General features: G+C 51.2%; 26 protein-coding genes and 1 tRNA gene. 10 read left to right on the top strand and 17 right to left on the bottom strand.

Features of this window, described 5'->3' with window-relative positions; translation table 11 throughout:
* Positions 1–253: 253 nt before the first annotated feature.
* The gene (locus OGV89_RS16760; RefSeq protein ID WP_052946588.1) at positions 254–1,975 is read left to right on the top strand and encodes a SulP family inorganic anion transporter; all 1,722 of its coding nucleotides are present in this window, start codon (positions 254–256) and stop codon (positions 1,973–1,975) included.
* Between the two features lie 220 nt (positions 1,976–2,195).
* Here the strand turns inward: OGV89_RS16760 and OGV89_RS16755 are convergent, their stop codons facing one another.
* From OGV89_RS16755 to aspA, 7 genes are all read right to left on the bottom strand, one after another.
* A complete protein-coding gene (locus OGV89_RS16755; protein ID WP_071687633.1) occupies positions 2,196–3,857 on the bottom strand; it encodes a fatty acid--CoA ligase in 1,662 nt (553 codons plus the stop codon).
* Between the two features lie 438 nt (positions 3,858–4,295).
* Positions 4,296–4,371: transfer RNA gene (locus tag OGV89_RS16750), tRNA-Phe, on the bottom strand.
* Positions 4,372–4,523: 152 nt separating this feature from the next.
* Positions 4,524–5,099, bottom strand: coding sequence for a transcriptional regulator (locus OGV89_RS16745; RefSeq protein ID WP_003025441.1), 576 nt, complete (start codon positions 5,097–5,099; stop codon positions 4,524–4,526).
* A 36-nt stretch (positions 5,100–5,135) separates the two neighbouring features.
* Entirely contained in the window at positions 5,136–6,845 is a 1,710-nt protein-coding gene (locus tag OGV89_RS16740; RefSeq protein WP_086529665.1) for a protein-disulfide reductase DsbD, read from the bottom strand.
* Complete coding sequence (gene cutA, locus OGV89_RS16735) at positions 6,821–7,168, bottom strand: divalent cation tolerance protein CutA (protein WP_003025447.1); 348 nt, start codon at positions 7,166–7,168, stop codon at positions 6,821–6,823. Before cutA ends, OGV89_RS16740 begins: the two co-directional genes overlap by 25 nt.
* A 128-nt stretch (positions 7,169–7,296) precedes the next feature.
* Positions 7,297–8,598, bottom strand: a complete 1,302-nt coding sequence (gene dcuA, locus OGV89_RS16730) for an anaerobic C4-dicarboxylate transporter DcuA (protein ID WP_003025449.1) — start codon at positions 8,596–8,598, stop codon at positions 7,297–7,299.
* Positions 8,599–8,713: 115 nt separating this feature from the next.
* On the bottom strand, positions 8,714–10,150 hold the full coding sequence (gene aspA / locus OGV89_RS16725; protein ID WP_003025452.1) for an aspartate ammonia-lyase: 1,437 nt from the start codon (positions 10,148–10,150) through the stop codon (positions 8,714–8,716).
* Positions 10,151–10,488: 338 nt separating this feature from the next.
* On the opposite strand from aspA, the gene OGV89_RS16720 reads away from it, so the two are divergent.
* Entirely contained in the window at positions 10,489–10,965 is a 477-nt protein-coding gene (locus OGV89_RS16720; RefSeq protein WP_003025457.1) for an FxsA family protein, read from the top strand.
* Between the two features lie 49 nt (positions 10,966–11,014).
* On the opposite strand, the gene yjeH is transcribed toward OGV89_RS16720, so the two are convergent.
* Positions 11,015–12,280, bottom strand: a complete 1,266-nt coding sequence (yjeH, locus tag OGV89_RS16715; RefSeq protein WP_003844990.1) for an L-methionine/branched-chain amino acid transporter — start codon at positions 12,278–12,280, stop codon at positions 11,015–11,017.
* Between the two features lie 275 nt (positions 12,281–12,555).
* Between yjeH and OGV89_RS16710 the strand changes: the two genes are divergently transcribed.
* The 3 genes from OGV89_RS16710 to OGV89_RS16700 all read left to right on the top strand — a co-directional run bounded on the left by OGV89_RS16710 (position 12,556) and on the right by OGV89_RS16700 (position 15,027).
* Complete coding sequence (locus tag OGV89_RS16710; RefSeq protein WP_000027827.1) at positions 12,556–12,849, top strand: co-chaperone GroES; 294 nt, start codon at positions 12,556–12,558, stop codon at positions 12,847–12,849.
* Positions 12,850–12,892: 43 nt separating this feature from the next.
* Positions 12,893–14,539, top strand: coding sequence for a chaperonin GroEL (gene groL, locus OGV89_RS16705; protein ID WP_003025464.1), 1,647 nt, complete (start codon positions 12,893–12,895; stop codon positions 14,537–14,539).
* A 134-nt stretch (positions 14,540–14,673) separates the two neighbouring features.
* A complete protein-coding gene (locus tag OGV89_RS16700) occupies positions 14,674–15,027 on the top strand; it encodes a DUF4156 domain-containing protein (protein ID WP_003025468.1) in 354 nt (117 codons plus the stop codon).
* Positions 15,028–15,206: 179 nt separating this feature from the next.
* On the opposite strand, the gene yjeJ is transcribed toward OGV89_RS16700, so the two are convergent.
* On the bottom strand, positions 15,207–16,070 hold the full coding sequence (gene yjeJ, locus OGV89_RS16695; RefSeq protein WP_003844989.1) for a YjeJ family protein: 864 nt from the start codon (positions 16,068–16,070) through the stop codon (positions 15,207–15,209).
* 184 nt (positions 16,071–16,254) lie between these two features.
* Entirely contained in the window at positions 16,255–17,283 is a 1,029-nt protein-coding gene (gene epmB / locus OGV89_RS16690; protein ID WP_003844987.1) for an EF-P beta-lysylation protein EpmB, read from the bottom strand.
* Positions 17,284–17,324: 41 nt separating this feature from the next.
* Here epmB and efp point away from each other — a divergent pair, with 41 nt between their 5' ends.
* The 3 genes from efp to ecnB all read left to right on the top strand — a co-directional run bounded on the left by efp (position 17,325) and on the right by ecnB (position 18,337).
* Positions 17,325–17,891, top strand: coding sequence for an elongation factor P (efp, locus tag OGV89_RS16685; protein ID WP_003025478.1), 567 nt, complete (start codon positions 17,325–17,327; stop codon positions 17,889–17,891).
* 57 nt (positions 17,892–17,948) lie between these two features.
* Entirely contained in the window at positions 17,949–18,083 is a 135-nt protein-coding gene (gene ecnA, locus OGV89_RS16680; RefSeq protein ID WP_003830568.1) for a lipoprotein antitoxin entericidin A, read from the top strand.
* A 107-nt stretch (positions 18,084–18,190) separates the two neighbouring features.
* Positions 18,191–18,337 carry a lipoprotein toxin entericidin B gene (gene ecnB, locus OGV89_RS16675; RefSeq protein WP_003025482.1) on the top strand — a complete coding sequence of 49 codons (147 nt, stop codon included), beginning with the start codon at positions 18,191–18,193 and terminating at the stop codon, positions 18,335–18,337.
* A 30-nt stretch (positions 18,338–18,367) separates the two neighbouring features.
* Here the strand turns inward: ecnB and OGV89_RS16670 are convergent, their stop codons facing one another.
* Positions 18,368–18,967, bottom strand: coding sequence for a helix-turn-helix transcriptional regulator (locus OGV89_RS16670; protein WP_003025485.1), 600 nt, complete (start codon positions 18,965–18,967; stop codon positions 18,368–18,370).
* 256 nt (positions 18,968–19,223) lie between these two features.
* On the opposite strand from OGV89_RS16670, the gene sugE reads away from it, so the two are divergent.
* On the top strand, positions 19,224–19,541 hold the full coding sequence (sugE, locus tag OGV89_RS16665; protein ID WP_000118520.1) for a quaternary ammonium compound efflux SMR transporter SugE: 318 nt from the start codon (positions 19,224–19,226) through the stop codon (positions 19,539–19,541).
* Here the strand turns inward: sugE and OGV89_RS16660 are convergent.
* Positions 19,538–20,071 carry a lipocalin family protein gene (locus tag OGV89_RS16660; RefSeq protein WP_003844984.1) on the bottom strand — a complete coding sequence of 178 codons (534 nt, stop codon included), beginning with the start codon at positions 20,069–20,071 and terminating at the stop codon, positions 19,538–19,540. The genes sugE and OGV89_RS16660 overlap by 4 nt on opposite strands.
* A 92-nt stretch (positions 20,072–20,163) precedes the next feature.
* Complete coding sequence (locus OGV89_RS16655; protein ID WP_032939209.1) at positions 20,164–21,309, bottom strand: class C beta-lactamase CMY-72; 1,146 nt, start codon at positions 21,307–21,309, stop codon at positions 20,164–20,166.
* Between the two features lie 131 nt (positions 21,310–21,440).
* Between OGV89_RS16655 and ampR the strand changes: the two genes are divergently transcribed.
* Positions 21,441–22,316 (top strand): LysR family transcriptional regulator AmpR, encoded by an 876-nt coding sequence (gene ampR / locus OGV89_RS16650; RefSeq protein WP_003844982.1) that lies wholly within the window; start codon positions 21,441–21,443, stop codon positions 22,314–22,316.
* 42 nt (positions 22,317–22,358) lie between these two features.
* Here the strand turns inward: ampR and frdD are convergent, their stop codons facing one another.
* Genes frdD through frdA form a run of 4 tightly spaced genes read right to left on the bottom strand, consistent with a single transcriptional unit; the run spans position 22,359 to position 25,649 of the window.
* A complete protein-coding gene (gene frdD, locus OGV89_RS16645) occupies positions 22,359–22,715 on the bottom strand; it encodes a fumarate reductase subunit FrdD (protein WP_003025535.1) in 357 nt (118 codons plus the stop codon).
* Between the two features lie 10 nt (positions 22,716–22,725).
* Positions 22,726–23,121, bottom strand: coding sequence for a fumarate reductase subunit FrdC (gene frdC / locus OGV89_RS16640; protein WP_003025537.1), 396 nt, complete (start codon positions 23,119–23,121; stop codon positions 22,726–22,728).
* A 10-nt stretch (positions 23,122–23,131) separates the two neighbouring features.
* Positions 23,132–23,866, bottom strand: coding sequence for a fumarate reductase iron-sulfur protein (frdB, locus tag OGV89_RS16635; RefSeq protein ID WP_003025540.1), 735 nt, complete (start codon positions 23,864–23,866; stop codon positions 23,132–23,134).
* The gene (gene frdA / locus OGV89_RS16630) at positions 23,859–25,649 is read right to left on the bottom strand and encodes a fumarate reductase (quinol) flavoprotein subunit (RefSeq protein ID WP_003025543.1); all 1,791 of its coding nucleotides are present in this window, start codon (positions 25,647–25,649) and stop codon (positions 23,859–23,861) included. Before frdA ends, frdB begins: the two co-directional genes overlap by 8 nt.
* Positions 25,650–25,880 lie beyond the last annotated feature (231 nt).

Below are 25,880 nucleotides of genomic sequence, written 5' to 3'. Positions count from 1 at the left end.
TTTGCGTGTGTGCGGGGTAAAAACCGCCGGGCTGAACGTATTGTGCAGGCCTGATAAGCGCAGCGCATCAGGCACATCGCAGCACCATCGGGTGCAAAGCAATATCCTGAGCCTGCATAACACAAGCCATCCTGCGGTATATGCGATAAACACCCAATCTGAATTATCTGTATTGCCTCCCGAAAATATCAGGATCTCCTGCGATAGTTACGTGTACCTTTATCTATTAGTAAGGGTCAATCCGGAGAATAAAGTGTTCGGAAAAATGGTATTAAACTACATGCCGGGTCTAAAAAATTTATTAGCGTACGATAAAAGCTGGCTAAAACATGATGTTAAAGCCGGGTTATCCGTTGCTGCCGTAGCACTACCGGTTGCGATTGCTTACGCTGAGTTGGCGGGAGTCGGGGCTATCGTCGGGTTATATTCCTGCGTTTTGCCAATGCTAGCTTATGCACTGTTTGGTTCTTCCCGCCAATTGATTGTTGGCCCTGATGCCACGACCTGCGCGGTAATTGCGGCAGTTGTGGTTCCTCTTTCTGCCGGAAATCCAGAACTCCACTGGCAGTTAACAATCGTCATGACCGTGATGATGGGAGGATGGTGTCTACTTGCCAGTAAGTTTCGCCTGGGTGCGCTTGCTGATCTGCTTTCTCATCCCATTCTAACGGGACTGCTTAATGGCGTTGCCGTGACGATTATTGTCGGGCAACTCGGTAAGGTGCTGGGGATTACGCTTGATGAAGAGCAAGTGATAGAGAAGATTATTGCCCTGCCAGGCCGACTCTCGGAAATTCATTTATTAACCTTAGGGATCTCCATCCTAACGTTAGCGATTTTAATAGCTATCAAAACGTTTCGTAGCCAATGGCCAGCACCGTTGATTGCAATTGTGATAACAACGGCGCTGGTATGGGTCACATCTGCGCAGCAGTATGGTATTGCCACTATTGGGGGATCGGGCTTCCAGTCTGGTTTGCCTGTTGTTCACTGGGGCTCATTTCAGCCTGGTCTGGCACGTGATTTATTGATCCCTGCGCTGAACCTGGCATTAGTCAGTTTTGTTAGCCTGATGCTAACCGCTCGCAGTTTTGCCGCGAAAAATGGATACGAAATAAATGCTGATGCTGAGTTCAGGGCTTTGGGTGTTGCGAATCTGATGTCTGGCTTATCTCAGGGGTTTGCGATTAGCGGAGCCGATTCCCGGACTGCGGTAAATGACTCCACCGGAGGGAAAAGTCAGCTGGTTTCCGTTGTTGCAGCCTTAATCATCGGAATTGTCGTGGTATTTTTCACGCAGCCATTACCATTTATTCCGGTATCTGCATTAGGCATTGTTCTAATTTATGCATCGTGGTCATTGATTGATTTACGCGGACTCTGGAATCTGAGGCGAAGAAATAAACCCGCATTTCGCCTGGCGTTCTTCACCTTTGGCTGTGTTCTGATTATTGGTGTTATTCAGGGGATCGGCCTTGCGGTATTGCTGGGTCTGTTGCAGTTCCTGCGCACAGTTTTTCGTCCTACTGAACACTTATTGGGAATTGACGAAAATGGGATGATTCACTCATTAGGTAATTCAACTGATGTGAAAATGATCCCTGGCGTGTTGATGTACCGATTTAACTCACCGCTGACCTATTTTAATGTGGCCTATTTTAAGCGCCGCGTTTTGAATTTAGTCGATGGTGCAGTACTACAACCTAAATGGGTGGTCATTGACGCCGTTTCTTGCTTTACCTATTCAGATATCAGCGTCCTGGCAACCATTAATGAGTTAAAACGGGACCTGAAGGGGCGGCAGATTAAGTTAATTCTTGCGGGCCGGAAAACGGAGTTAACACGCTGGTTTAAAGAGAGTCGACCGACAATGAAAGACGACGACATGATTCTGGCACCAGACCTTTATTTGGCGCTGCGGTTTATTCAAAGCAAAGAAAGCATGAGTGAGGGTGAATCTGGCGTTGTTGAATAAAGCAGATTTAGGTAAATGATCAGGCTGAATGGAAGGCGCTGAGGACGGGTTTTTCGTCCAGCAGGACCTGACATCGACCAGAACCCCATGTTGCTAAAGGGGGGATCAGCATCCGCCCGGGGACGGTGAGTTCCCCGGCAGAGCATTGATATCGGCAAGCTACCTGAAATATAAGCAGTGTGACTGTTGTTAACCTTACGCTGTGAATGCGACAGATCGCTTAAATGATATCCTTCCCATTGCTGGCTTCGAGCTCCCGAATCAGGCGCTTGTTGATCTTGCCAACGCTGGTTTTGGGAATATCCGGGACTATCCTTATCTGTCGTGGGATCGCCCATTTAGTGATGTGGCCGCGGTCGACGAATCCTTGTAGATGTGTCGCTATGGCTTGCGGCTCCAGGTCCTCCCCTTCCTTGCAAACCACCAGAGCCAGGGGGCGTTCGCCCCACTGCTCATCAGGTATCCCGACGACGGCTACCGACCTGACCGCCGCGTGTGAGCTGATGAGGCTCTCAAGCTCCAGCGTGCTTATCCACTCACCGCCCGTCTTGATTACGTCTTTGATGCGATCCTTGATTTCCACTATCCCATGGGGATCGATAGAGGCTATGTCGCCGGTGTGCAGCCAACTGCCATTCCATAGCTCAGCCCCTTTCTCGGGTTCCTTCAGGTAGCCCTGAGTCAACCAAGGGGCTCGCACCACTATTTCACCCAGGGCTTCTCCGTCGTGCACCACCTCCCGACCTTCGCCATCGACGATACGCAGATCCACCAACGGGACAGGCAGGCCGGTCCGAATCCGCAGGGGTAACTGTTCATCCATGGGAAGGGCCAGCTCGGCATCGCTTAAGTGGGTCATACAGAGCAGGGGACAGGTCTCAGACATGCCATAGCCGGCGTGAATGCGTATGCCCCTATGGTGGGCCTGTGTCGCCAGTCCAAGGGATAGTGAACTGCCACCCAGTAACATCTTCCATCCTGACAGATCAGTCTGCGTGGCTTCTTCGCACTCAAGGATCATCTGCAAAATGGTTGGCACACAATGCGAGAAGGTCACACCCTCATCGTGATAAAACCGCACCAGTTTGTTGGGTTCGTAACGACCGGGGTATACCTGCTTCACACCCAGCATTGTTGCGACATAAGGAGCGCCCCAGGCATGCACGTGGAACATAGGGGTGATCGGCATGTAGACATCGTTCGATCGTAGCAGCGACTGTCCCTCGTGGGCAGCCAGGAGACCCAGCTCATTGAGCGTGTGCAGGACCAGCTGGCGATGGCTAAAGTAGACTCCCTTGGGATTGCCCGTGGTTCCAGTGGTATAGAACAAGGTAGCTATCGAGTTTTCATCGAAGTCGGGGAAGTCAAAGAGTTCTCCCGCTGCGGCCAGCAGGGTCTCATATTCCCCTAGCACCGGCAGGCTGGTCGCCTTCGATTCTTCGTCACTAAGCTGGATGTATCCCCGGACAGTGGTCAGTGTCTCTGCCAGTGACTCGACAACCGGCAAGAAGTCGTCGTGCACCAGTACCAGGTTGTCCTCGGCATGATTCATGGTGTAAGCGATTTGGTCCGCCGAGAAGCGGACGTTCACCGTGTGCAGCACGGCACCAATCATGGGTACCGCGAAGAAACACTCGAGGGCACGATGGCTGTCCCAATCCAGCAAGGCGACGGTGTCTCCAGGCATGACACCGGCCGCTGTCAGCATGTTTGCCAGGCGATGAATGCGCTGTTTGAGGGTACGATAGTCGTAACGGAGCTTATCGGCGTAGACGATTTCTCGCTCGGGATGAGAACGCCCACCCGACAGCAGTAGGCTCTTGATCAGCAACGGATAGGCATGAGCCCCCTGCGCTGGCTGTATGATTTTTGTTTTCACCATCCAGATTCCTCGTTGACTCACTATTTGCTCGGTATGATGGCAATTGTAGATTAAGGTTGGCCTTTACTCCCTGGCGTTTGCTTCAGATATCGAGGCGGCGACCAGTTCCAGCCCCTGGGATGAATGTGCGTACCTTGCAACGCGATCGGGTTATTCGCTACCTGCAGAATCCTGGCTACTCTATGCCCAGTTCCTTCACCTACTGGTTTAGTGCCCAAGGTTGTTCAGAGAAATCACTCAAATCTGGCCTACGGTTAAGCACGCCAGAAAAAGAGGTGTGCCTGATACCGCTATATTTTTTGCAGTACCATCGTGGTCTCACTGGAAGGTTTAACTGGCGTGATGAGGTAGGGTAGGAGTCGCAGTGGACAGAACGATCAGAAATCTAGCAGAACCCTGAAAGCAAAAAACCCGCCATAGGCGGGTTCTTCTGAATAGTGGTGCCCGGACTCGGAATCGAACCAAGGACACGGGGATTTTCAATCCCCTGCTCTACCGACTGAGCTATCCGGGCAACGGGGCGCATTAAACCGTATTCACGTCTGTCAGTCAATCAAATTTCTGGAAACATTGTTCAACCGCTTAATATTGCGGCAATCTGCATGGTTATGCCTGAAGTTTGCACAAATCTTCCCGACAGATGCGGCTAAAACAGATAATGCTCGCTTAGGTCAGCGCACCGCCCATTCGGCACTGGGCAAAGCGTAAGATATCTTCAGCCAGGTGGTGTGCCGTTTCGACATCAGCATGACTACGATTAACCAGCATGCGGCTCAGGCAGCCTTCCAGCACCAGTTCCATCTGTTTGGCGACCATTGCCGGGTCGTCAACTTCCAGCGTCGTGAGCAGTTCATGGGTGAAGTCATGTGCTGCCTTTTTTTGCTGATCGGCTAACTGATGGATCGGATGCCCGGGATCGGGGTAAAACGTACAGGCGGCGATGAACAGACAGCCGGGATAGCGATTATTGCTCACGCATTCGGACAGTGCGGTGTAGCGCGCCAGTAATTTCTGCTCAGCGCTCAGGGTGTCATCCAGCAAAAGCTGACGCCGCCAGATATCCACCCGCTGGCTGAGGTAACGTAGCGCATCGTACAGAATGGCCTCTTTATCGGGCCAAAAGCGCTGCAGTTCATCCAGAGGATAATCGATACGTTCGGCCACCATTTCCAGCGTGGTATTGGCTATCCCTTGCACCTCAAGTAATTTCAGGGCTTCTCCCAGGACATCTTCACGTTGCACGGTATTCTCCTCCGTATTTCCTGTTGCAAGTGTCGCTCACGGTTGGCGATCGCGCAAATGTGCGCTGAAGGTAGCGGCATCCATAAAACCCGTTACCCGGGCCTCCGGATGCTCTTTTCCCTCGGCATCAAAGAACAAGATAGTCGGCAAACCTAAAACCTGTAGATGTTTCAGCAGAGCGACATCCTGGGCATTGTTTGCTGTCACATCCGCTTGCAACAGCACCGTGTTGCCTAGCGCTTGCTGAACCTGCGGATTACTGAACGTGTACTTTTCAAATTCCTTACAGGCTACACACCAGTCGGCATACAGATCCAGCATGACTGGCCTGCCTTTAGCTTGCTCCAGCGCTTGATTTAACGCATCTACCGATGCCACCGGCGTGAAGTTAAGGTGTGCCTGGGTTTGAGTATGCGGCGCGCCGAACGCCCAGTCTTGCAGTGGACGCACGCATACCAGTGCTGCGGCTAACAGGACAATCTGCACGATACGCATCCAGGCGTGCTTTGCCTGCAGGCTGGTAATGAACGCCCAGCCAAAGAACGCGACGCCTAACAGTGACCATAAGCGAACGCTCCACTCGTCGCCAACGATACGTTCGAGTAAGAAGACGGGAAGCGCCAGAATGACAAAGCCAAAAGCGGTTTTGACATGTTCCATCCATGGGCCGCTTTTAGGCAACAGGCGATTGCCAAATACGGTAATCAGCATCAGGGGGAATCCCATCCCCAACGCATACAGATACAGCGTGCCGCCTCCCAGCCACATGTTCCCGCTCTGAGCGATATACAGCAAAATCGCGCTTAGCGGGGCCGTTGTGCAAGGAGAACAGATGAGGCCAGCAATCGCCCCCATCGCAAAGACGCTGCCGGGATCTCCACCTTGCTGGCGGTTACTCATTAGCGTGAGGCGCGTTTGCAGCGATGAAGGCAGTTGCAGCGTGAACAAACCAAACATCGACAACGCCAGCAGCGTAAAGATGACGGCAAGGCCAATCAGGACGTAGGGATGCTGAAGCGCAGCCTGGAACTGTAAACCGGCGGCTGCAACAACCAAACCCAGCGCGGTATAGGTGAGCGCCATCCCTTGAACGTAGATAAACGTCAGCAGCAGTGCCCGTCCGGTTGATAAGCGTTGCTTGCCGCCCAGTACGATCCCGGAAATCAGCGGATACATCGGCAGTACGCAAGGCGTAAACGCGATACCAATTCCAATCAGCAATGCCCACAGTGCGGAAAAGGGAAGTTGGGCCGTGGGCTGCGGTTTCTCTTGCGGATCTGTAGTGGCTGGGGCTGGCGCAGGGGAGGCCGCGGCACCGGCAGACACTTCACTTAATGGCACCGTTTTTGTTTCTGGTGGATAGCAAAATCCGGCGTCGGCGCAGCCCTGGTATGTGATCGTTAATGTTGCGCCAGACTTAGCCTGATTGACCGTGATCGGGATAGTCAGCTGTTTACGGTAAATCTCACTTTTGCCGTAAAACTCATCTTCATGCCAGACGCCTGGCGGCAGTTTTATCTCGGCAATATCGGCCTGAGATGGCGTAATGCTTATCTGTTTGCGATACAGATAATAGCCATCTTTAACCTGCCATGTGAGGTTCAGATCGTGTTGGTTTTGCTGAAAATCAAAAACAAACGCCCGATCGGCAGGTACAAACTGCGAGCGGCCAGGCGCGTCAAATAATCCAGCAAAGGTAGATGTGCTGCACAGCAGCAGGATCAGCGTAAGGATGCGTTGAGCCATGAGCGGTAATCAAAGTCTCCGTGAGTGACGGGTAAAACCAGAAGTTCAGGCGTTTGATACGGATGATGTGACTTCAGGCAATCGAGAAGGGCTTGCTGGTGTGTGACGGTGGTTTTTAAAATCATCTGCACTTCATATTCCTGTTCCAGTTTGCCTTCCCAATAGTAGAGGGAGGTCGCACCGGGTAGCAGGGTCACGCAGGCAGCCAGCTTTTCCGCCAGCACTTTGGCGGCGAGATCCTGGGCGGTTGCTTCATCCGGGGCGGTACAGAGCACCACAACGGTATCGGGGATGGAAATATCCTGACTCTTTACATCAAGCATAAACACCTCGAAAGAACAGAGTAACCAGCAAAAGAATGGTCACTATACAACGGACGAGGGAAGGATGTTAGCTAAAGCGGGGTGGGGAGGAGGAACTGCAGGGCGCGAAGGCACCCTGCAGTAAAGTCTTACAGCATGAAGCTGCCCAGCAAGAAGCCGAAGCAGACAGCCAGAACCACACCCAGAGTACCTGGGATGAAGAACGGATGGTTAAAGACGAATTTACCGATGCGAGTTGTACCGGTGTCATCCATCTGAACCGCCGCAACCAGAGTTGGGTAGGTTGGCAGAATGAACAGACCAGAAACAGCGGCGAAAGATGCAACAGCCGTCAGTGGGGAAACGTTCAGAGCCAGAGCCATCGGCATCAGTGCTTTAGCGGTTGCAGCCTGAGAGTACAGCAGCGCGGAAGCAAAGAAGAAGATGACCGCCAGCAGCCACGGATGACCCTGAATTACGCTACCTGCAGTATCTTTGATCCAGTCAATGTTGTGAGATACGAAGGTATCACCCAGCCATGCAACACCAAGGATACAAATACAGGCGCTCATACCGGCTTTGAAGGTGCTGGAGTTCAGGATGGAGTCAGTTTCAACGCGGCAGACGATCGTTGTCAGCGTCGCGACGCTCAGCATGATGATCAGGATTGCGTTGGTGGTGTTCATCAGCGGTTTAGCGACCAGGCCAAGGCTTGGGCTGTTGATGATGGCGTATACAACTACGCAAACCACGCCCAGCAGGAACAACCAAACGGAGGTTTTCGCGCCAGCTTTGATTTCAACTTGTCTTTCACCGCGCAGTTCAACCAGGCCTTCTTCCAGACGCTTACGATAAATCGGGTCGTCAGACAGTTTGGAGTTGAACAGTGCGGTGATCAGGAAGGACATCACCAGAACGGCCAGCAGGGTGGACGGAATGACCACGGACAGCAGGTGAATGTAGCTGATGCCATGACCTTCCATGACGGAAGACATGTAAACCACGGCTGCGGAGATTGGAGAAGCCGTAATCGCAATCTGTGCAGAAACCACTGCGGTAGAGAGCGGACGGCAAGGCTTGATACCTTGTTCCTTCGCAACTTCAGCGATAACCGGCAGCGTTGCCAGAGAGATGTTGCCAGTACCGGCAAAGATAGTCAGGAAATAGGTCACGATAGGTGCAAGGATCGTGATGTATTTCGGGTTCTTACGCAGCAGTTTTTCAGTTTGGTGAACCAGGTAGTCCAGACCACCGGCAATCTGCATGGCAGAGATAGCAGCGATAACCGCCATGATGATGGAAATAACATCGAACGGGATATTACCGGGTTTTACGCCGATAGCGGCAAGAACCAGAACACCCAGCCCACCTGCAAATCCAATACCGATACCCCCAAGTCTGGCACCTAAAAAGATTGCCAGCAAAACGATGATAAGTTCTAAAACTATCATATTAGCCTTCCTTGTTGTTTAACAAGTTGATATTAAATTGTTGTTTTTAAGTAACTTCGAGTAAGAAAAAAGGCACGTCATCATGACGTGCCTTCTCCGGTACTACCCTACACGATTACTGTTCGCTTTCATCAGTATAACGTTTTGCTTTATAAGCAGGGTGCATCAGGTTCTGTGCAGAGAAGATATCGTCCAGTTCAGACTCGGTCAACAGACCGCGTTCCAGGACAACTTCACGTACGCTCTTACCAGTTTCGGCACAAATTTTACCGACGATGTCGCCGTTGTGGTGACCGATGAACGGGTTGAGGTAAGTAACGATGCCGATGGAGTTGAATACAAACGCTTCACAGACTTCTTTGTTAGCAGTGATACCACTAACGCATTTTTCCAGCAGGTTGTAGCAAGCGTTGCTCAGAATGTGAATGGATTCAAACATTGCCTGACCAATGACCGGCTCCATTACGTTCAGCTGCAGCTGACCAGCTTCAGATGCCATGGTGACAGTGATGTCGTTACCGATGACTTTGAAGCAAACCTGGTTTACGACTTCCGGAACAACCGGGTTCACTTTAGCTGGCATGATAGAAGACCCAGCCTGCAGTTCCGGCAGGTTGATCTCGTTCAGACCCGCACGCGGACCAGAGGAGAGCAAACGCAGGTCGTTACAGATTTTGGACATCTTCACAGCCAGACGTTTCAGTGCGCCGTGCACCATAACGTATGCGCCACAGTCAGAAGTTGCTTCAATCAGGTCTTCTGCCGGAACACAGGCGAAGCCAGTGACTTCAGCCAGTTTCTGTACTGCCAGCGGAGAGTACTCTTTCGGCGTGTTCAGACCAGTACCGATTGCTGTCGCGCCGAGGTTAACTTCCAGCAGCAGCTCAGCGGTACGCCCAATGTTTTTCACTTCTTCTTTCAGCAGTACGCTGAAAGCACGGAATTCCTGACCGAGAGTCATCGGTACAGCATCCTGCAGCTGGGTACGACCCATTTTCAGGATGTCCTGGAATTCATCGGCTTTTTTCTCAAAGCCTTCACGCAGCTGGTTCAGTGCATCAATCAGTTTGATGATGGATGCGTATACAGCGATACGGAAGCCAGTTGGGTATGCATCGTTGGTAGACTGACATTTGTTAACGTGGTCGTTCGGGTTCAGGTACTGATATTCACCTTTCTGGTGACCCATCAGTTCCAGACCGATATTGGCCAGAACTTCGTTGGTGTTCATGTTGACGGAGGTACCCGCACCACCCTGGTAAACGTCTACCGGGAACTGATCCATGCATTTTCCGTTATTCAGGACTTCATCACACGCCGCGATGATGGCATTTGCCACACTCTTAGGAATGGTTTGCAGCTCTTTGTTGGCCATTGCCGCTGCCTTTTTAACCATTACCATACCGCGAACAAATTCAGGAATATCGCTGATTTTGCTGTTGCTAATGTAGAAGTTTTCAATCGCTCTCAGAGTGTGGACACCGTAGTAGGCGTCCGCTGGAACTTCCCTGGTACCCAACAAGTCTTCTTCGATACGAATGTTGTTTAACATGTGAACCTTCTTTTTCAAGCTGCCAATGATTTGACTAAACACACAGGATATATGTGATTTCGATTGTTTCTCGACCGACGATTATCCCCTGCATCGGTCTGATACCCGAGATCATATGCTGGTTAAGGATTTCTACCGTAATCTGGATCACTTAAAGCGTGGAATTTACCCCTTATTTATTATTCTGTGAAATGGATCACCCCTTTGTGATTAACCCTAAATATTAGTGTACAAGCCACTTGAAATTTTGCTAACCACCACAATATCAAATCGATGCGATTAACATAATTTTTCGAACAGAAGTTGAACAAAACGGCTGTTATTAACAGGAGATCCCTTTGCGCTGGATACCATTACTTGCCATTTTTCTCTATGTTTACATAGAGATATCTATTTTTATTCAGGTTGCCCATGTGATGGGCGTCCTGATGACGCTGATTTTGGTTATTTTTACGTCGGTTATCGGTATGTCTCTGGTTCGTAATCAGGGATTTAAGAACTTTTTACTGATGCAACAAAAAATGGCGGCTGGTGAAAGTCCGGCTGCAGAAATGATCAAAAGCGTATCGCTGATTATCGCCGGTCTGCTGTTGGTACTGCCTGGTTTTTTCACCGATTTCCTCGGTCTTCTTCTTTTATTACCCCCGGTGCAAAAACATCTGACGATGAAACTGCTGCCACATTTACGTTTTTCGCGTATGCCTGGCGGTGGTTTTAGCGCCGGAACCGGTGGCGGTGAGACTTTTGATGGTGAATTTCAGCGTAAGGATGACAAGCGCGACAGCATCGAACATAAAGACGATCGTCGGGATTAAGCCTCAGTATGTAGGCCGGATAAGCGTTAGCGCCATCCGGCAAAAGTGTTTATAGGCCGGATGATGGCGTCAACGTTGCCTTATCCGGCCTGCGGGGTAAAAACAGCCACAGCCCTGCCAGCATAATCAACGCGTACAAACTCTTCCAGCCGACCATTGCCAGTAGTAGTAGGCACAGCAGACCACCAATGACCGCCAGTGCGCGGTAATGCCCTTTCAGTAATCGACAACCCGCCAACATGCACAGCAAATAAATCATAATAAAGATGCCGTTGGCGTAGACGATTAACGCATCGAGATTGATTTGCAGCATATAGATGCACAGAGTACTGACTACGCAGCAGCCCAATACGGCGTTTAGCGCATTGCGCGGAAGGTGGCGGGGGGACAGACGAGCCAGATAACTCTCAGGCTTATACTGCGCTTGCGACCAGACCAGTCGAGCGAAACTTTGAATATAAATGTTGAGGCTGGCAAAACAGGCCAAATAACCAATGATGCAGGCGACCCACAGTGCCTGTACACCAAACAGTTGCACGACGATTTCTGGCAGCGATGCTGCGGCGGCCATTTGCTCGCCGTAGGCACCAAAATGGAGAACGACGACGGTGCATGCCCAATAAACAGATCCAGCCAGCAGCAGGCCAATCATCAGCGCGCGTGGGAAGTCTCGTTCCGGATTTTTGAATTCAGACGCCAGGTGAGCAAACGCTTCGAGGCCAACAAAACACCAGAACATCACCGACAGCGCGGCGAACAGACCGGGGAGTTCAATATCGCTAATTGCAGGGAAGGGTATTTCGCCTGGTTTCAGATCGCCCGCCCACCAGATAGCAACAACGAGGGCAACAATCAGTCCGGCAATGACCGTTTGCAGATTAGCGCTTGAGCTTGCGCCGCGGGAGCCGATGTACCAAACCAATGCCAGCGTACCCAGCTCAGCCAGCAGAAGCTGCTCGTCATGCCAGCCAAACATCGCCTGACCGAATCCGGCGGCGATGTGCAATGCCGCAGGCAAGCCGACAGGAATGACCGACAAAAATAGCCATCCGGTGACGCGCTCCAGTCGTGAACCAAAGGCCATGCCGACAAAATGCGCCACACCGCCTGCGCTGGGGAAATGACGACCCAGTACGGCGAAGACAATCGCCACCGGAAAGACCAAAACAATCAGCACCGGCCATGCCCACAGGCTGTTGTTGCCCGCAACCAGTGCGGCCAGCGCGGGGACGGCAAAAACGCCTGTACCTAACAATGATGTCGACAACAGGCCAATGCCCTGAGCCAGTCCCAGCTCTTGTTTCAGTCCACTCATAAGTTGTTATCCGTTTATGCCCGTTGACCGGGCTATAGCGCAGATTTTTGATGGTATCACAATCAGATTTGCTTATGACGACGCGACTGAAATCGTTATGGAATGTGAGGCAGGTCGGCATTTTGACGGGATTTTCTGCTGATAAAATTTTTTTTTCGCTTGCCCCCTTGAAGGCACAAAACCCCATCCCCATCTCTCTGGTCACTAGCCGGGAAACCGTTTACGGGCCGGCGTCACCCATAACTGATAAAGACTTTCTCAAAGGAGAGCTATCAATGAGTATTCGTCCGTTACATGATCGTGTGATCGTCAAACGTAAAGAAGTTGAATCCAAATCTGCTGGCGGCATCGTACTGACTGGTTCTGCAGCAGGTAAATCAACTCGTGGCGAAATCATCGCTGTCGGTAAGGGTCGCATCCTGGACAACGGTACCGTACAGCCGCTGGACGTGAAAGTCGGCGATATCGTTATTTTCAACGATGGCTACGGTGTTAAATCTGAGAAGATCGACAATGAAGAAGTGTTGATCATGTCTGAAAGCGACATCCTGGCAATTGTTGAAGCCTAATCCGCGAACGACACTGAACATACGAATTTAAGGGAAAGAGAAAATGGCAGCTAAAGACGTAAAATTCGGTAACGACGCTCGTGTGAAAATGCTGCGCGGCGTAAACGTACTGGCAGATGCAGTGAAAGTTACCCTCGGTCCAAAAGGCCGTAACGTAGTTCTGGATAAATCTTTCGGTGCACCGACCATCACTAAAGATGGTGTTTCCGTAGCACGTGAAATCGAACTGGAAGACAAGTTCGAAAACATGGGTGCGCAGATGGTGAAAGAAGTTGCCTCTAAAGCGAACGACGCTGCAGGTGACGGTACCACCACCGCAACCGTACTGGCTCAGTCCATCATCACTGAAGGTCTGAAAGCCGTTGCTGCGGGCATGAACCCGATGGATCTGAAACGTGGTATCGACAAAGCTGTCGCTGCTGCTGTTGAAGAACTGAAAGCACTGTCCGTACCGTGCTCCGACTCTAAAGCTATTGCTCAGGTTGGTACCATCTCCGCAAACTCCGACGAAACCGTAGGTAAACTGATCGCTGAAGCGATGGACAAAGTCGGTAAAGAAGGCGTGATCACCGTTGAAGACGGTACCGGTCTGCAGGACGAACTGGACGTGGTTGAAGGTATGCAGTTCGACCGTGGCTACCTGTCTCCTTACTTCATCAACAAGCCGGAAACTGGCGCAGTAGAACTGGAAAGCCCGTTCATCCTGCTGGCTGACAAGAAAATCTCCAACATTCGCGAAATGCTGCCGGTTCTGGAAGCTGTAGCGAAAGCAGGCAAACCGCTGCTGATCATCGCTGAAGATGTTGAAGGCGAAGCGCTGGCAACTCTGGTTGTTAACACCATGCGCGGTATCGTGAAAGTCGCTGCGGTTAAAGCACCTGGCTTCGGCGATCGTCGTAAAGCAATGCTGCAGGATATCGCTACCCTGACCGGTGGTACCGTTATCTCTGAAGAGATCGGTATGGAGCTGGAAAAAGCAACTCTGGAAGATCTGGGCCAGGCGAAACGCGTTGTTATCAACAAAGATACCACCACCATCATCGATGGCGTGGGCGACGAAGCTGCAATCCAGGGTCGCGTGACTCAGATTCGCCAGCAGATCGAAGAAGCAACTTCCGACTATGACCGTGAAAAACTGCAGGAGCGCGTAGCGAAACTGGCAGGCGGCGTTGCGGTTATCAAAGTTGGTGCTGCGACTGAAGTTGAAATGAAAGAGAAGAAAGCCCGCGTTGAAGATGCCCTGCACGCTACCCGTGCTGCGGTAGAAGAAGGCGTGGTTGCTGGTGGTGGGGTTGCGCTGATTCGCGTAGCGTCTAAAATTGCCGGCCTGAAAGGTCAGAACGAAGACCAGAACGTAGGTATCAAAGTTGCGCTGCGCGCAATGGAATCTCCACTGCGTCAAATCGTACTGAACTGCGGCGAAGAGCCGTCTGTAGTGGCTAACACCGTGAAAGCCGGTGACGGTAACTACGGTTACAACGCTGCAACTGAAGAATACGGCAACATGATCGACATGGGTATCCTGGATCCAACCAAAGTAACTCGTTCTGCTCTGCAGTACGCGGCTTCTGTTGCGGGTCTGATGATCACCACCGAGTGCATGGTTACCGACCTGCCGAAAGGCGATGCTCCTGACTTAGGTGCTGCTGGTGGTATGGGCGGCATGGGTGGAATGGGCGGCATGATGTAATCATGTTGTTCTGAACCTCTCAGAATTGAGAAACCCCTGGGCAGAAATGTCCGGGGGTTTTTCTTTTGGTCATCTTTTTAGTATATGATTCAGCTACGGACATAACGTCCAACTAATTGATCATGGGGAATGACATGCACGTGAAATATTTAGCAGGGATCGTTGGTGCCGCGCTACTGATGGCGGGTTGTAGCTCCAGCAACGAACTGAGTTCAGCCGGGCAAAGCGTACGCTTTGTCGAAGACAAGCCTGGCGCAGAGTGCCAACTGATAGGCACGGCAACCGGTAAGCAAAGCAACTGGCTTTCTGGCCAGCACGGCGAAGAGGGCGGCTCAATGCGTGGCGCAGCAAACGATCTGCGTAACCAGGCTGCGGCAATGGGCGGTAATGTGATTTATGGCGTCAGCAGCCCATCGCAGGGAATGCTGTCCAGCTTTGTTCCTACCGCCAGTGAGATGATTGGACAGGTTTATAAGTGCCCTAACTGATTACACTTCATCCTTCAACCAGCCTCTTTGTTGGATGCGCTGTGAAACCCCAGTCACATAGTTATCTATGCTCCTGGGGATTTTCTTCGCTTGCCGCCGCGATGCAGATTGAATGATTTTGTGTAATAAAGTGGCCTGGACAGACTCATGCAATCGTAGGCCTGATAAGCGCAGCGCCATCAGGCATTCTGAGTCTTATGTGCAGACTGAACGCGTAAATGATGCAGTGCGCGCAGGCACTGATCCTGATTGAGCTTTTGCGTCTTATCACCCGTCAACGTTCTGATAAACACCTGGCACGGTACACCGGCAAGTTTTTTCAGCCGCGGGCTGAAATCGAGCAGACGGCGAGTAATGGCTTCGGCCTCTTTGCTGCCGGAAGCGGCGCGAGTTTTTACTACCGAACCACAGAAATGGGCTTTTCCTTTATCATCCGTATAGCGGTAAATAATCGCCAGATAATGATTAAACAGGTTATGTTTCCATTCGGGTTGTGTATAAGAGTCGTATTCCAGATTGTCGTTTTGCTGGCAATCTACATCGTACAGCGGCAGGAAATCCAGCAGCGATGTAATTCGTAGCGCTAAATCTCGCATGCCAGCATTATTTATTGCATGAATAATTGCATGCGCCAACACCTGAATCTGTAATTCATTAACCAGTAATTCATCTGTTTTCCCGTCATGCAGCGTCAGAGAAAATGCTAAGTTTTCCCCTTTATCATCCACTAACGTCAGTGAATCTATGCGACGGTTAATATCCGCATTTTTTAGCTCATCTTCCTGAATTAACGGAATGTTTTCGTGCATCTTTTTGCTGGCTTTGTCACGTTCTTTTTCATATTGCAAACGTGCGTCTTCGCTAAGCTGTTGCTTCATATAGAGCCTGCTCTCGAGCGCGATAAGCAGATCTCTTAGCCCAAGCGGAGAGAGAAAAAACAGCGACTCTTTATTTCTTTGTTCTTTAATCTTCAATGCCAAGGCAACAAATTCATTCTTCTGACGAATAACACCGGTATTAATACCTTTAATACTGATAGCCATCAAAGGTTCTCCCTAACCATATATTTATTGAAAATCTAGATTTGACTTGATTTATATATTTTGCAAATAACTAATTGCGCGCTGCGAGTTAAAATAGCACATATTAAAAGTGCGGCTCCACCTGCAGGGATATTAAATAATCGTGATCGATAGCGAGTGTCCGGAATCGGACACTCAATAATGGTTATTGTTGGCGTAACTGCAGGTCCAACGGCGTTTTACTTGGCTCTCCGCCAATTTCACGCGCCAGTTTGGGGACCATGTAACCGGAAACCAGTGTCAGCAGTTCACGCATAATGTGACGCGCTTCATCATCGCTGACCATAAAGTGGGCGGCACCCTGTACTTTATCCAGCACGTGCAGGTAATAGGGCATCACACCGGCATCAAATAGTGCGTTGCTAAGGTTAGCCAGGGTTTGTGCGTTATCGTTCACGCCACGCAGCAATACGCTTTGGTTGAGTAGCGTAACGCCCGCGGCGCGCAGACTACTCATCGCCTGGCGAAACGTCTCATCAACTTCATTGGCATGGTTAATGTGATTGACCAGCAGAATCTGCAGAGAGGAGCGCGCAAAACGTTCGACCAGTCCTTCGGTAATGCGCGCAGGGATCACTATCGGCAAACGGCTGTGAATACGCAGGCGTTTAATGTGCGGAATGGCTTCCAGTTGCGTGAGCAACCAGTCCAGTTCGTGGTCTTTGGCCATTAACGGATCGCCACCAGAGAAGATGATTTCATCCAGCTCAGGATGCGCGGTAATGTAGTCGAGAGCGACCTGCCAGTTGCGTTTATTGCCTTGGTTTTCGGCATATGGGAAGTGTCGACGGAAGCAATAGCGACAATTCACCGCACAACCGCCTTTGACCAGCAACAGTGCCCGATTGCGATATTTATGCAGCAGACCGGGAACCACACTGTGCTGTTCTTCCAGCGGATCGGTTGAGTAGCCTGGCGCGGCAACAAACTCTTCCTGGGAGGTAAGTACCTGACGCAAAAGCGGATCGTCCGGGTTACCTTTCTCCATGCGGGCAATAAACGCGCGCGGCACGCGCAGGGCGAAAAGCCGTCTCGCATCGCGTCCGGCCAACAGTTTTTCATCTGCGTCTATATTCAAAAGATGCAGAAGTTCATCGGGATCGGTCACAACATCGGCAAGTTGCGATAACCAATCTTCTCTGGATGGGGTATTTAGGGTTACAATATGCGCCATTTTGTGGCTTAGCTACCAGTTAACAATTTTCAGAGGGCCTTATGGCAACGTACTATAGCAACGATTTTCGTGCTGGTCTTAAAATCATGTTGGACGGCGAACCTTATGCGGTTGAAGCCAGCGAATTCGTTAAACCAGGTAAAGGCCAGGCGTTTGCGCGCGTTAAGCTGCGTCGCCTGCTGACCGGTACTCGCGTAGAGAAAACCTTCAAGTCTACTGACTCCGCTGAAGGCGCAGACGTAGCCGACATGAACCTGACTTTCCTGTATAGCGACGGTGAGTTCTGGCACTTTATGAATAACACCACTTTCGAACAGCTGGCTGCTGACGAGAAAGCGGTAGGCGATAACGCTAAATGGCTGCTGGACCAGGCTGAATGCATCGTGACCCTGTGGAACGGTCAGCCGATCTCTGTAACTCCGCCGAACTTCGTTGAGCTGGAAGTTGTTGAAACCGACCCAGGTCTGAAAGGCGATACCGCTGGTACTGGCGGCAAACCGGCTACCCTGTCTACCGGCGCAGTCGTTAAAGTTCCGCTGTTCGTACAGATCGGCGAAGTGATCAAAGTGGATACCCGCTCCGGCGAATACGTTTCTCGCGTAAAATAAGTCTTCCATTTGATCTTATGGCGCAGGTTGCTGCGCCATACTTTTTCCAGGGCAGGAATGATGAAACGTCTTCTCGGTCTTGTAATGCTACTCCTTTTCACCAGCACCCTCCTGACGGGATGCAATACCGCGCGCGGCTTCGGTGAAGACATCAAACATCTTGGCAATTCAATCTCTCACGCTGCCAGCTAATCCTTTCATATAGTCTTAAAAACGATTGTTTATCCATCACACTCCCAGATCTTGTCTATTATTAAGTAGCTATACACAAACAATATTGGCTAGAAAAGGAAGACGTTATGGTTAAGAAGACAATTGCTGCGATCTTTTCTGTGTTGGTACTTTCTTCCGTTTTAACCGCGTGTAATACCACACGAGGCGTAGGACAGGATATTTCTGAAGGCGGTAGCGCCATTTCTGGTGCAGCGACAAAAGCTCAGCAATAATGAAGAACGGTACGACGTCGTGTCGTACCGTTAATCTCCCTTCCCTGGGAGTGACAGAAACGGCGAGAAGCGGTTCCCCAGGTGCAGTTTCATACGGATATTCCGCTTATAGGTGTAGACCGTTTTGCCATGAATGCTGAGTGCGGCGGCAATGGCATTGTTACTCACACCATCCATCCACATTGATAATACTTTCTCCTCCTGCGGCGTAAGCAAAGGCGTGGCGTTTTTGGGTATTTCTAATGCGGGGCGAACCTGAAGTGCTTCCTGAATTGTGTGGGAGAGTGTGTTCAGCGTGGTGTGCTTGGTCAAGACCGAATGGGCGACGGATTGAGAGGGTGCGATGGGGGCATGCTGTCTATCTGCTGATTGCAGTAAAATCAGTGGGATGACGCCACAACTCATAAAAAAAGGGTTAATTGGCGGACTGGAGTGCGTCTCGCTAATAAAACTGTATAAATCCGCGATCACCAGATGCGGTTTCCATTGCAAAATATGCTCTTTTGCTAACAGGAGATTATTGATTCCTGATACCAGAAATGAAGAGCTGAACCTGCCAGAATGATTAAGCAAGGCCTCTATCCCTGTGCGGGTAAAGTGGCACCGGTCAATCACTAAAATTTTAAGCATAAACGTTTCGCATTCAGAAGAGGGGCAATCGACTTTCCGGTTTCAGAAAGCCCTTCATCATAGAGAACTCCGATGAGTGCCAAATGCGGGAACTACGCCGCTAATTATGCTTAATTCTTGCTTTTAGCTGGCAGTGAATAAAAAGGTTGAAATTCATTTTCTTCCGGGCAAAAATGCCATTTCACACATCAGCTTTGTAGGACGACCTGCAAACGCTTCTTTCACCGGGGACGGCCCCATTGTTCTGGAGCCTGATATGTCCTGGATCGTTTTATTAATTGCAGGTTTGCTCGAAGTCGTCTGGGCGATTGGCCTGAAATATACCCACGGTTTTACGCGTCTTACGCCAAGCATTATCACTATTGCGGCGATGATCGTTAGTATTGCCATGCTCTCCTGGGCAATGCGCACATTACCTGTAGGAACCGCTTATGCGGTCTGGACCGGCATTGGCGCCGTAGGGGCGGCCATTACAGGGATTTTGCTGCTGGGTGAATCTGCCAGTCCGGCACGTTTGCTGAGCCTTGGGCTGATCGTTGCTGGCATTATTGGTCTGAAGCTGAGCACTCACTAAGCGCCAGGCTGTTTCACCCAAATCAGCTTATTCACCTCAAACCCTTCCCGGGTCGCGATGGCTAACATTTGCTGTTTCATTTCATCTGAAATAGTTGGAGTCCGTGAAAGGATCCACAGGTAGTCGCGATCCGGACCGCAAACCAGCGCGTGACGATATTCCCGGTCGAGTGCAATTACGTTATACCCACCATAGAAGGGGCCGAAGAATGATACTTTAAGCGCGGCCGTGCTTGGGTCGCCGGTGAAATAGGCTTTCCCTTCCGTTTTCTGCCACATCTCCCTGTCAGGGTTATAGCCCTTGTTAATAACGTTGATGCCGCCGTCGTCGCGCAAGCTGTACGTTGCGGTCACTTTATCCAACCCGCGCTCGAAACGATGGTCGAAGCGCGCAATTTCATACCATGTTCCCAGATAGCGTTTGGCATCAAAGTTATTCACCACGGTAACGCCTTTCGGCGGTGTTGGGGAGCTGCAAGCGACAACCAGGAATGCAGTCGTAACTGCAGCAACGACGGGCAGAATGCGCATAGTGTTTTCCTTACTGTTTTTTGTTAAGTGTAGATGACAGCAGGAAAAAAAGAGCAAGAAAGGAGGTCCGATTTACCGGACCCCTCTGTCAGTTATTGCAGTTTTTCAAGAATGCGCCAGGCCGCCTCTACGCGAGCCGGGTTAGGATAGCTTTTGTTTGCCAGCATCACTATGCCAAGGTTTTTTTCTGGAACGAAGGCAACGTAGCTGCCAAATCCACCTGTGGATCCCGTTTTATGCACCCATGAGGCTTTCACGGCAGGTGCTGGCGGGTTTACCTCAACGGCGGGAAGCGCTGCCAATGCCACTTTGCTGTCGCTGCCGTTGATGATCGAATCAGCTTTCAGCGGCCAGTTCAGCATCTCCCAGCCTAATCCCTGGTACATATCACCAATACGCCAGTAGCGAGACTGCGCAAGCTCAATGCCCTGCTGGAGCGTTTTCTCCTGAACGTGGCTGGCGTCCATGTTGGCCTGAACCCAGCGGGCCATATCGATAACGCTGGATTTCACGCCATAGGCTTCGGCGTCAAGTTGTCCCGGAGAAACGTGCACAGGCTTCCCTTCGAGATAGCCCCAGGCATAGTTTTTTTGTTCGCTTTGCGGAACCGTAATCCAGGTATGCGCCAGTTTTAATGGTTGCAGGACGCGTCTGGTCATTGCCTCTTCGTAGCTCATACCTGAAGATTTCACCGCCAGCGCACCAAACAGACCAATGCTGGAGTTAGCGTAAAGACGCTTAGCGCCCGGAGTCCATTGTGGTTGCCAGTTTTGATAAAAGCGCAGTAATTCGGCTTTATCCGTAACGTCATCGGGGATCTGCAGCGGCAGGCCACCCGCTGTATAGGTGGCTAAGTGCAGCAGGCTGATACCCCGCCACTGTTTGCCTGTCAGTTCTGGCCAGTATTTCGTGACCGGATCGCTGAGCTTAATTTCGCCGCGGGCGATAGCGTCGCCGCCCAACACGCCGTTAAACGTCTTACTGACCGACCCTAGCTCAAACAGCGTTTGCTGCGTGACTGGGTGGTTATTGGCGATATCGGCTTTACCCCAGGTAAAGTAATAAGGTTTCCCCTCGTAGATAATCGCCACGGCCATACCCGGAATAGCCTGCTCCTGCATCAGTGGTGTGATGGTGCGGTTAACGATATCGGCAATTTGTTGTTCTGTTTTTGCGGCAGCAAACGTGGAGAAAGAGGCTGTCAGCAGCAGCGCGCAGCATATCGATTTTTTCATCATGAAATCAGTTCCGTAATTAAAAGCAAAAGGGTGTCCGGGCCCGTCAGACGCAATCAGTGTGTTTGATTTGCACCGTGTTGACAAACGGTTAAATTTAGCAGCAGATATAAGTTTTTCTAACAGGCTTAATGATGACGCGTAGCTATATCCCTCTTAACTCGCTGCGGGCTTTTGAAGCCGCGGCCAGACATCTCAGCTTTACCCGCGCTGCGATTGAGCTCAACGTGACGCATTCTGCCATCAGCCAGCATGTCAAATCGCTGGAGCAGCAGCTGAATTGTCAGCTTTTTGTGCGCGGTTCTCGTGGATTAATGTTGACGACTGGAGGGGAAAGTCTGTTACCTGTACTTAATGACTCCTTCGATCGTATGGCGGGGATGTTGGATCGTTTTGCCACTAAACAGACCCAGGAAAAACTTAAAATTGGCGTAGTGGGAACCTTTGCTATCGGCTGTCTTTTCCCGCTGTTGAGCGATTTTAAGCGCAGTTACCCACATATTGATTTGCATATTTCTACCCATAACAATCGCGTGGATCCCGCCGCCGAAGGGCTGGATTATACCATTCGCTACGGTGGGGGAGCCTGGCACGATACCGATGCGCAATATTTATGTAGCGCGCTGATGTCTCCACTGTGTTCGCCAACATTGGCTTCGCAGATTCAAACGCCTGCGGATATCCTGAAATTTCCGTTATTACGATCGTATCGGCGGGATGAATGGGCGCTTTGGATGCAGGCGGCCGGAGAGGCGCCTCCGTCACCGACGCACAATGTGATGGTGTTTGATTCGTCAGTCACCATGTTGGAAGCTGCACAGGCGGGAATGGGTGTGGCAATTGCGCCAGTCAGAATGTTCACGCATTTACTCAGCAGTGAACGTATCGTTCAGCCGTTTTTAACGCAGATTGATTTGGGAAGCTACTGGATAACGCGTTTGCAATCTCGCCCGGAGACGCCCGCGATGCGTGAATTTTCCCGTTGGTTGACCGGGGTACTGCACAAATAAAAAAGGCCCGCCAATGGCGGGCCTGATAATTAACGCATGTACTTAGATGGTCAGAATACCAATCGCCGTTACAACGGTCAGGATAGCTGCCAGTCCGTAGAATACCCATTTGCCAGCCGGCACGTGGATTTTCAGGTCATGCATCGCGTGGTGCATACGGTGTAAACCACACCACAGCGGCAGAACGATCATCAGGAACAGAAACGCACGTCCGATGAAGCTCTGAGCGAATGCCAGTACGCGTTCATAGCTGAAAGCATCAGGAACAAAGCCCAGCGGCAGCATAATGCCTACCAGCAGGATCATTACCGGCGCAATGATTGCGCTCCACATACCGCCTGCACCAAACAGGCCCCAGAATACGGGTTCGTCAGAGCGTTTTGGATTTGGATTAATCATTCCGGACTCCTTACCAGAACAGGGCAACAAACAGTATGACTACTGTAGCAACCACAGTGACTGCCCAGAGACCTTTGATGATCGGCTCTGGCCCCATTTTTTCGTCTTTTACGATGATGTTGGCTGCTTTTGGTGCCAGCTCAAACCAGGTTTTGGTATGCAGCAGCGCTGCTGCCAGGGCGATAATGTTAAGGATTACCACCACCGGGTTTTGTAAAAAGGCGACAAAGCCCATCCAGGACTCTGCACCATGCTTGAGTGCAAACAGGCCGATAATCAGTTCAATGCTGAACCAGACTGCCGGGACTGCCGTGCCTTCACGCAGCATGTAAAAACGATAAAATGGCAGCTTTTTCCACCAGGTGGACGTCATTGGCCGCACATAGGCTTTACGTTTAGTCGTCATCGTGCACTCCTTAGCGTGGTTTCAGGGTAGCGATAAGAAAGTCTTTTGAACTTTCAACTTTACCCTGCTGAATGGCCGCAGCCGGATCGACGTGTTTCGGGCAGACTTCGGAGCAGTAGCCCACGAAAGTACAGGTCCAGACGCCGTTCGGGCTGTTCAATTGAGCCATACGCTCCTTCTTACCGTGGTCGCGGCTATCTTCGTTGTAACGATGCGCCAGCGTAATCGCAGCCGGTCCAATGAACTCAGGGTTCAGGCCGAACTGCGGGCACGCGGCGTAGCACAGACCACAGTTGATGCAACCGGAGAACTGATGATACTTCGCCATCTGCGCCGGAGTCTGGGTGTTTGGACCCTGATCCGGTGTACGCGGGTTACCGATGATGTACGGTTTGATCGCTTCCAGGCTTTCGATAAAGTGCGTCATGTCGACGACCAGATCGCGCTCAATCGGGAAGTTGCCCAGCGCTTCAACCTTCATGCCGTTTGTGTAATCACGCAGGAAGGTTTTGCACGCCAGTTTCGGTACATTGTTGACCATCATGCCGCAGGAGCCGCAGATTGCCATACGGCAGGACCAGCGGTAGCTCAGGTCCGGTGCCAGGTTATCCTTGATGTAGCCCAGCGCATCCAGCAGTGACGTGGTTTCATCATAAGGAACTTCGTAGAAAGCACTGTGCGGCGCGGTATCGGTTTCCGGGTTATAGCGCACCACCTCAACTTTCAGGTTTTTCATCTCAGCCATTCGCCTTCTCCTTCTTATCGGCTGCTTCCGCTTCGCCACCGTAAACACGTTTAGCCGGTGGCAGAGTGGTGATTTTCACGTCGCTGTATTCCAGGCGAGTCGTGCCGTCAGCATCGCGGAAGGCGAGGGTGTGTTTGAGGAAGTTCACGTCGTCACGCTCGGTACAGCCTTCATCCAGACGCTGATGCGCGCCGCGGGATTCTTTACGCGCCAGCGCGGAGTGCGCCATACATTCAGCAACGTTCAGACCGTGACCCAGTTCGATGGTATACAGCAGGTCGGTGTTGAAGACGCTGGAGGTATCAGTGATACGTACGCGCTTGAAGCGTTCCTGCAGTTCAGCCAGCTTATCAACGGTTTTCTGCATCAGTTCCGGCGTACGGTAGATACCGCAACCTTCTTCCATGGAGATACCCATTTCATCACGGATCTTAGACCAGTTTTCGTTACCTTCCTGGTTAACCAGATCTTTCAGACGTTTTTCAACGCCAGCAACCTGTGCATCCAGAGCGGCACTGTTTGCAGCGCCAGCCGTTGCAGCGCGTTCCGCAGCTTGTTCACCGGCCATACGACCGAAGACCACCAGTTCCGCCAGGGAGTTAGAGCCCAGACGGTTAGCGCCATGCAGACCAACAGAGGAACATTCGCCGACAGCGAACAGACCTTTAATGCGGGTTTCACAGTGCTGATCGGTTTCGATACCGCCCATGGTGTAGTGCGCGGTCGGACGTACCGGGATCGGTTCTTTAACCGGATCGACACCCACGTAAGCTTTCGCCAGTTCGCAGATGAACGGTAAACGTTCGAGCAGTTTTTTCTCACCGAGGTGACGCAGGTCGAGGTGAACCACATCGCCACGCGGAGTGGAAATGGTGTTGCCTTTGCGCCATTCGTGCCAGAAAGCCTGAGAAACTTTGTCGCGCGGACCGAGTTCCATGTATTTGTTTTTCGGCTCGCCCAGCGGGGTTTCCGGACCCATGCCGTAGTCTTGCAGATAACGGTAGCCGTTTTTGTTGACCAGGATACCGCCTTCACCACGGCAACCTTCTGTCATCAGGATACCGGAGCCTGGCAGACCCGTCGGGTGATATTGAACGAATTCCATATCACGCAGCGGAACGCCGTGGCTCAGCGCCATGCCCATACCGTCGCCGGTTACGATGCCGCCGTTGGTATTGTAACGGTAAACACGACCAGCGCCGCCCGTTGCCATTACGACTGCGTTAGCACGGATCTGCACCAGCGTGCCTTCCATCATGTTCATGGCAACCAGGCCGCGGGCATGACCCTCGTCCACCAGGATATCCAGAACGAAGTGTTCGTCAAAGCGCTGAATCTGCGGGAACTGCAAAGATGTTTGGAACAGCGTATGCAACATGTGGAAGCCGGTTTTATCTGCGGCAAACCAGGTACGCTCGATTTTCATGCCGCCGAAGCGACGTACGTTGACGCTACCGTCTTCACGACGGCTCCATGGGCAGCCCCATTGTTCCAGTTGCGTCATTTCAGTTGGGCAGTGGTGGACAAAGTAATCCACGACATCCTGCTCACATAGCCAGTCTCCGCCTGCTACCGTATCGTGAAAATGGTAGTCAAAGCTGTCATGATCCTGCGCGACAGCAGCAGAGCCGCCTTCGGCAGCAACGGTATGGCTGCGCATTGGGTACACTTTTGAGATCAGTGCGATTTTAGCGTTGGGATTTGCTTGTGCGGCAGCAATTGCAGCACGTAATCCCGCGCCACCGGCGCCTATAATGGCAAGATCGGCTTGAAAGGTTTGCACGACATTCCTCCAGATTGTTGTTATTTCATCCCCGCCTGAAATCAGATGCTTCATCGGCTTCAAACAGGTTATGAACGCGTTTCCACTGCTCCTTTATAGGTACAATAGTATAGTCTTAGGGATGTGCGGGAAATTTGACGTGTTCGATTTTTTTAGCGTGTCACAGGGGGGAATTATCATTGAATTTGATTAATTTAATTACTAAACCACCCTATGTCGCTTTTTTTATCC

Source organism: Citrobacter sp. Cf125 (genome assembly GCF_030333935.1).
Classification (GTDB): Bacteria; Pseudomonadota; Gammaproteobacteria; order Enterobacterales; family Enterobacteriaceae; genus Citrobacter; species Citrobacter freundii.
Note: the sequence above shows the minus strand (reverse complement) of the source record. Positions and strands in the feature narration are given on the sequence as shown.

Bases quoted from the DNA above. Each gene is read 5' to 3' on its own strand.
- OGV89_RS16755 (WP_071687633.1), bottom strand. From the start codon at position 3,857: ATGGTGAAAACAAAAATCATACAGCCAGCGCAGGGGGCTCATGCCTAT.
- OGV89_RS16740 (WP_086529665.1), bottom strand. From the start codon at position 6,845: ATGGCTCAACGCATCCTTACGCTGATCCTGCTGCTGTGCAGCACATCT.
- cutA (WP_003025447.1), bottom strand. From the start codon at position 7,168: ATGCTTGATGTAAAGAGTCAGGATATTTCCATCCCCGATACCGTTGTG.
- dcuA (WP_003025449.1), bottom strand. From the start codon at position 8,598: ATGATAGTTTTAGAACTTATCATCGTTTTGCTGGCAATCTTTTTAGGT.
- aspA (WP_003025452.1), bottom strand. From the start codon at position 10,150: ATGTTAAACAACATTCGTATCGAAGAAGACTTGTTGGGTACCAGGGAA.
- yjeH (WP_003844990.1), bottom strand. From the start codon at position 12,280: ATGAGTGGACTGAAACAAGAGCTGGGACTGGCTCAGGGCATTGGCCTG.
- OGV89_RS16710 (WP_000027827.1), top strand. From the start codon at position 12,556: ATGAGTATTCGTCCGTTACATGATCGTGTGATCGTCAAACGTAAAGAA.
- groL (WP_003025464.1), top strand. From the start codon at position 12,893: ATGGCAGCTAAAGACGTAAAATTCGGTAACGACGCTCGTGTGAAAATG.
- OGV89_RS16700 (WP_003025468.1), top strand. From the start codon at position 14,674: ATGCACGTGAAATATTTAGCAGGGATCGTTGGTGCCGCGCTACTGATG.
- yjeJ (WP_003844989.1), bottom strand. From the start codon at position 16,070: ATGGCTATCAGTATTAAAGGTATTAATACCGGTGTTATTCGTCAGAAG.
- epmB (WP_003844987.1), bottom strand. From the start codon at position 17,283: ATGGCGCATATTGTAACCCTAAATACCCCATCCAGAGAAGATTGGTTA.
- efp (WP_003025478.1), top strand. From the start codon at position 17,325: ATGGCAACGTACTATAGCAACGATTTTCGTGCTGGTCTTAAAATCATG.
- ecnA (WP_003830568.1), top strand. From the start codon at position 17,949: ATGATGAAACGTCTTCTCGGTCTTGTAATGCTACTCCTTTTCACCAGC.
- ecnB (WP_003025482.1), top strand. From the start codon at position 18,191: ATGGTTAAGAAGACAATTGCTGCGATCTTTTCTGTGTTGGTACTTTCT.
- OGV89_RS16670 (WP_003025485.1), bottom strand. From the start codon at position 18,967: ATGCTTAAAATTTTAGTGATTGACCGGTGCCACTTTACCCGCACAGGG.
- sugE (WP_000118520.1), top strand. From the start codon at position 19,224: ATGTCCTGGATCGTTTTATTAATTGCAGGTTTGCTCGAAGTCGTCTGG.
- OGV89_RS16660 (WP_003844984.1), bottom strand. From the start codon at position 20,071: ATGCGCATTCTGCCCGTCGTTGCTGCAGTTACGACTGCATTCCTGGTT.
- OGV89_RS16655 (WP_032939209.1), bottom strand. From the start codon at position 21,309: ATGATGAAAAAATCGATATGCTGCGCGCTGCTGCTGACAGCCTCTTTC.
- ampR (WP_003844982.1), top strand. From the start codon at position 21,441: ATGACGCGTAGCTATATCCCTCTTAACTCGCTGCGGGCTTTTGAAGCC.
- frdD (WP_003025535.1), bottom strand. From the start codon at position 22,715: ATGATTAATCCAAATCCAAAACGCTCTGACGAACCCGTATTCTGGGGC.
- frdC (WP_003025537.1), bottom strand. From the start codon at position 23,121: ATGACGACTAAACGTAAAGCCTATGTGCGGCCAATGACGTCCACCTGG.
- frdB (WP_003025540.1), bottom strand. From the start codon at position 23,866: ATGGCTGAGATGAAAAACCTGAAAGTTGAGGTGGTGCGCTATAACCCG.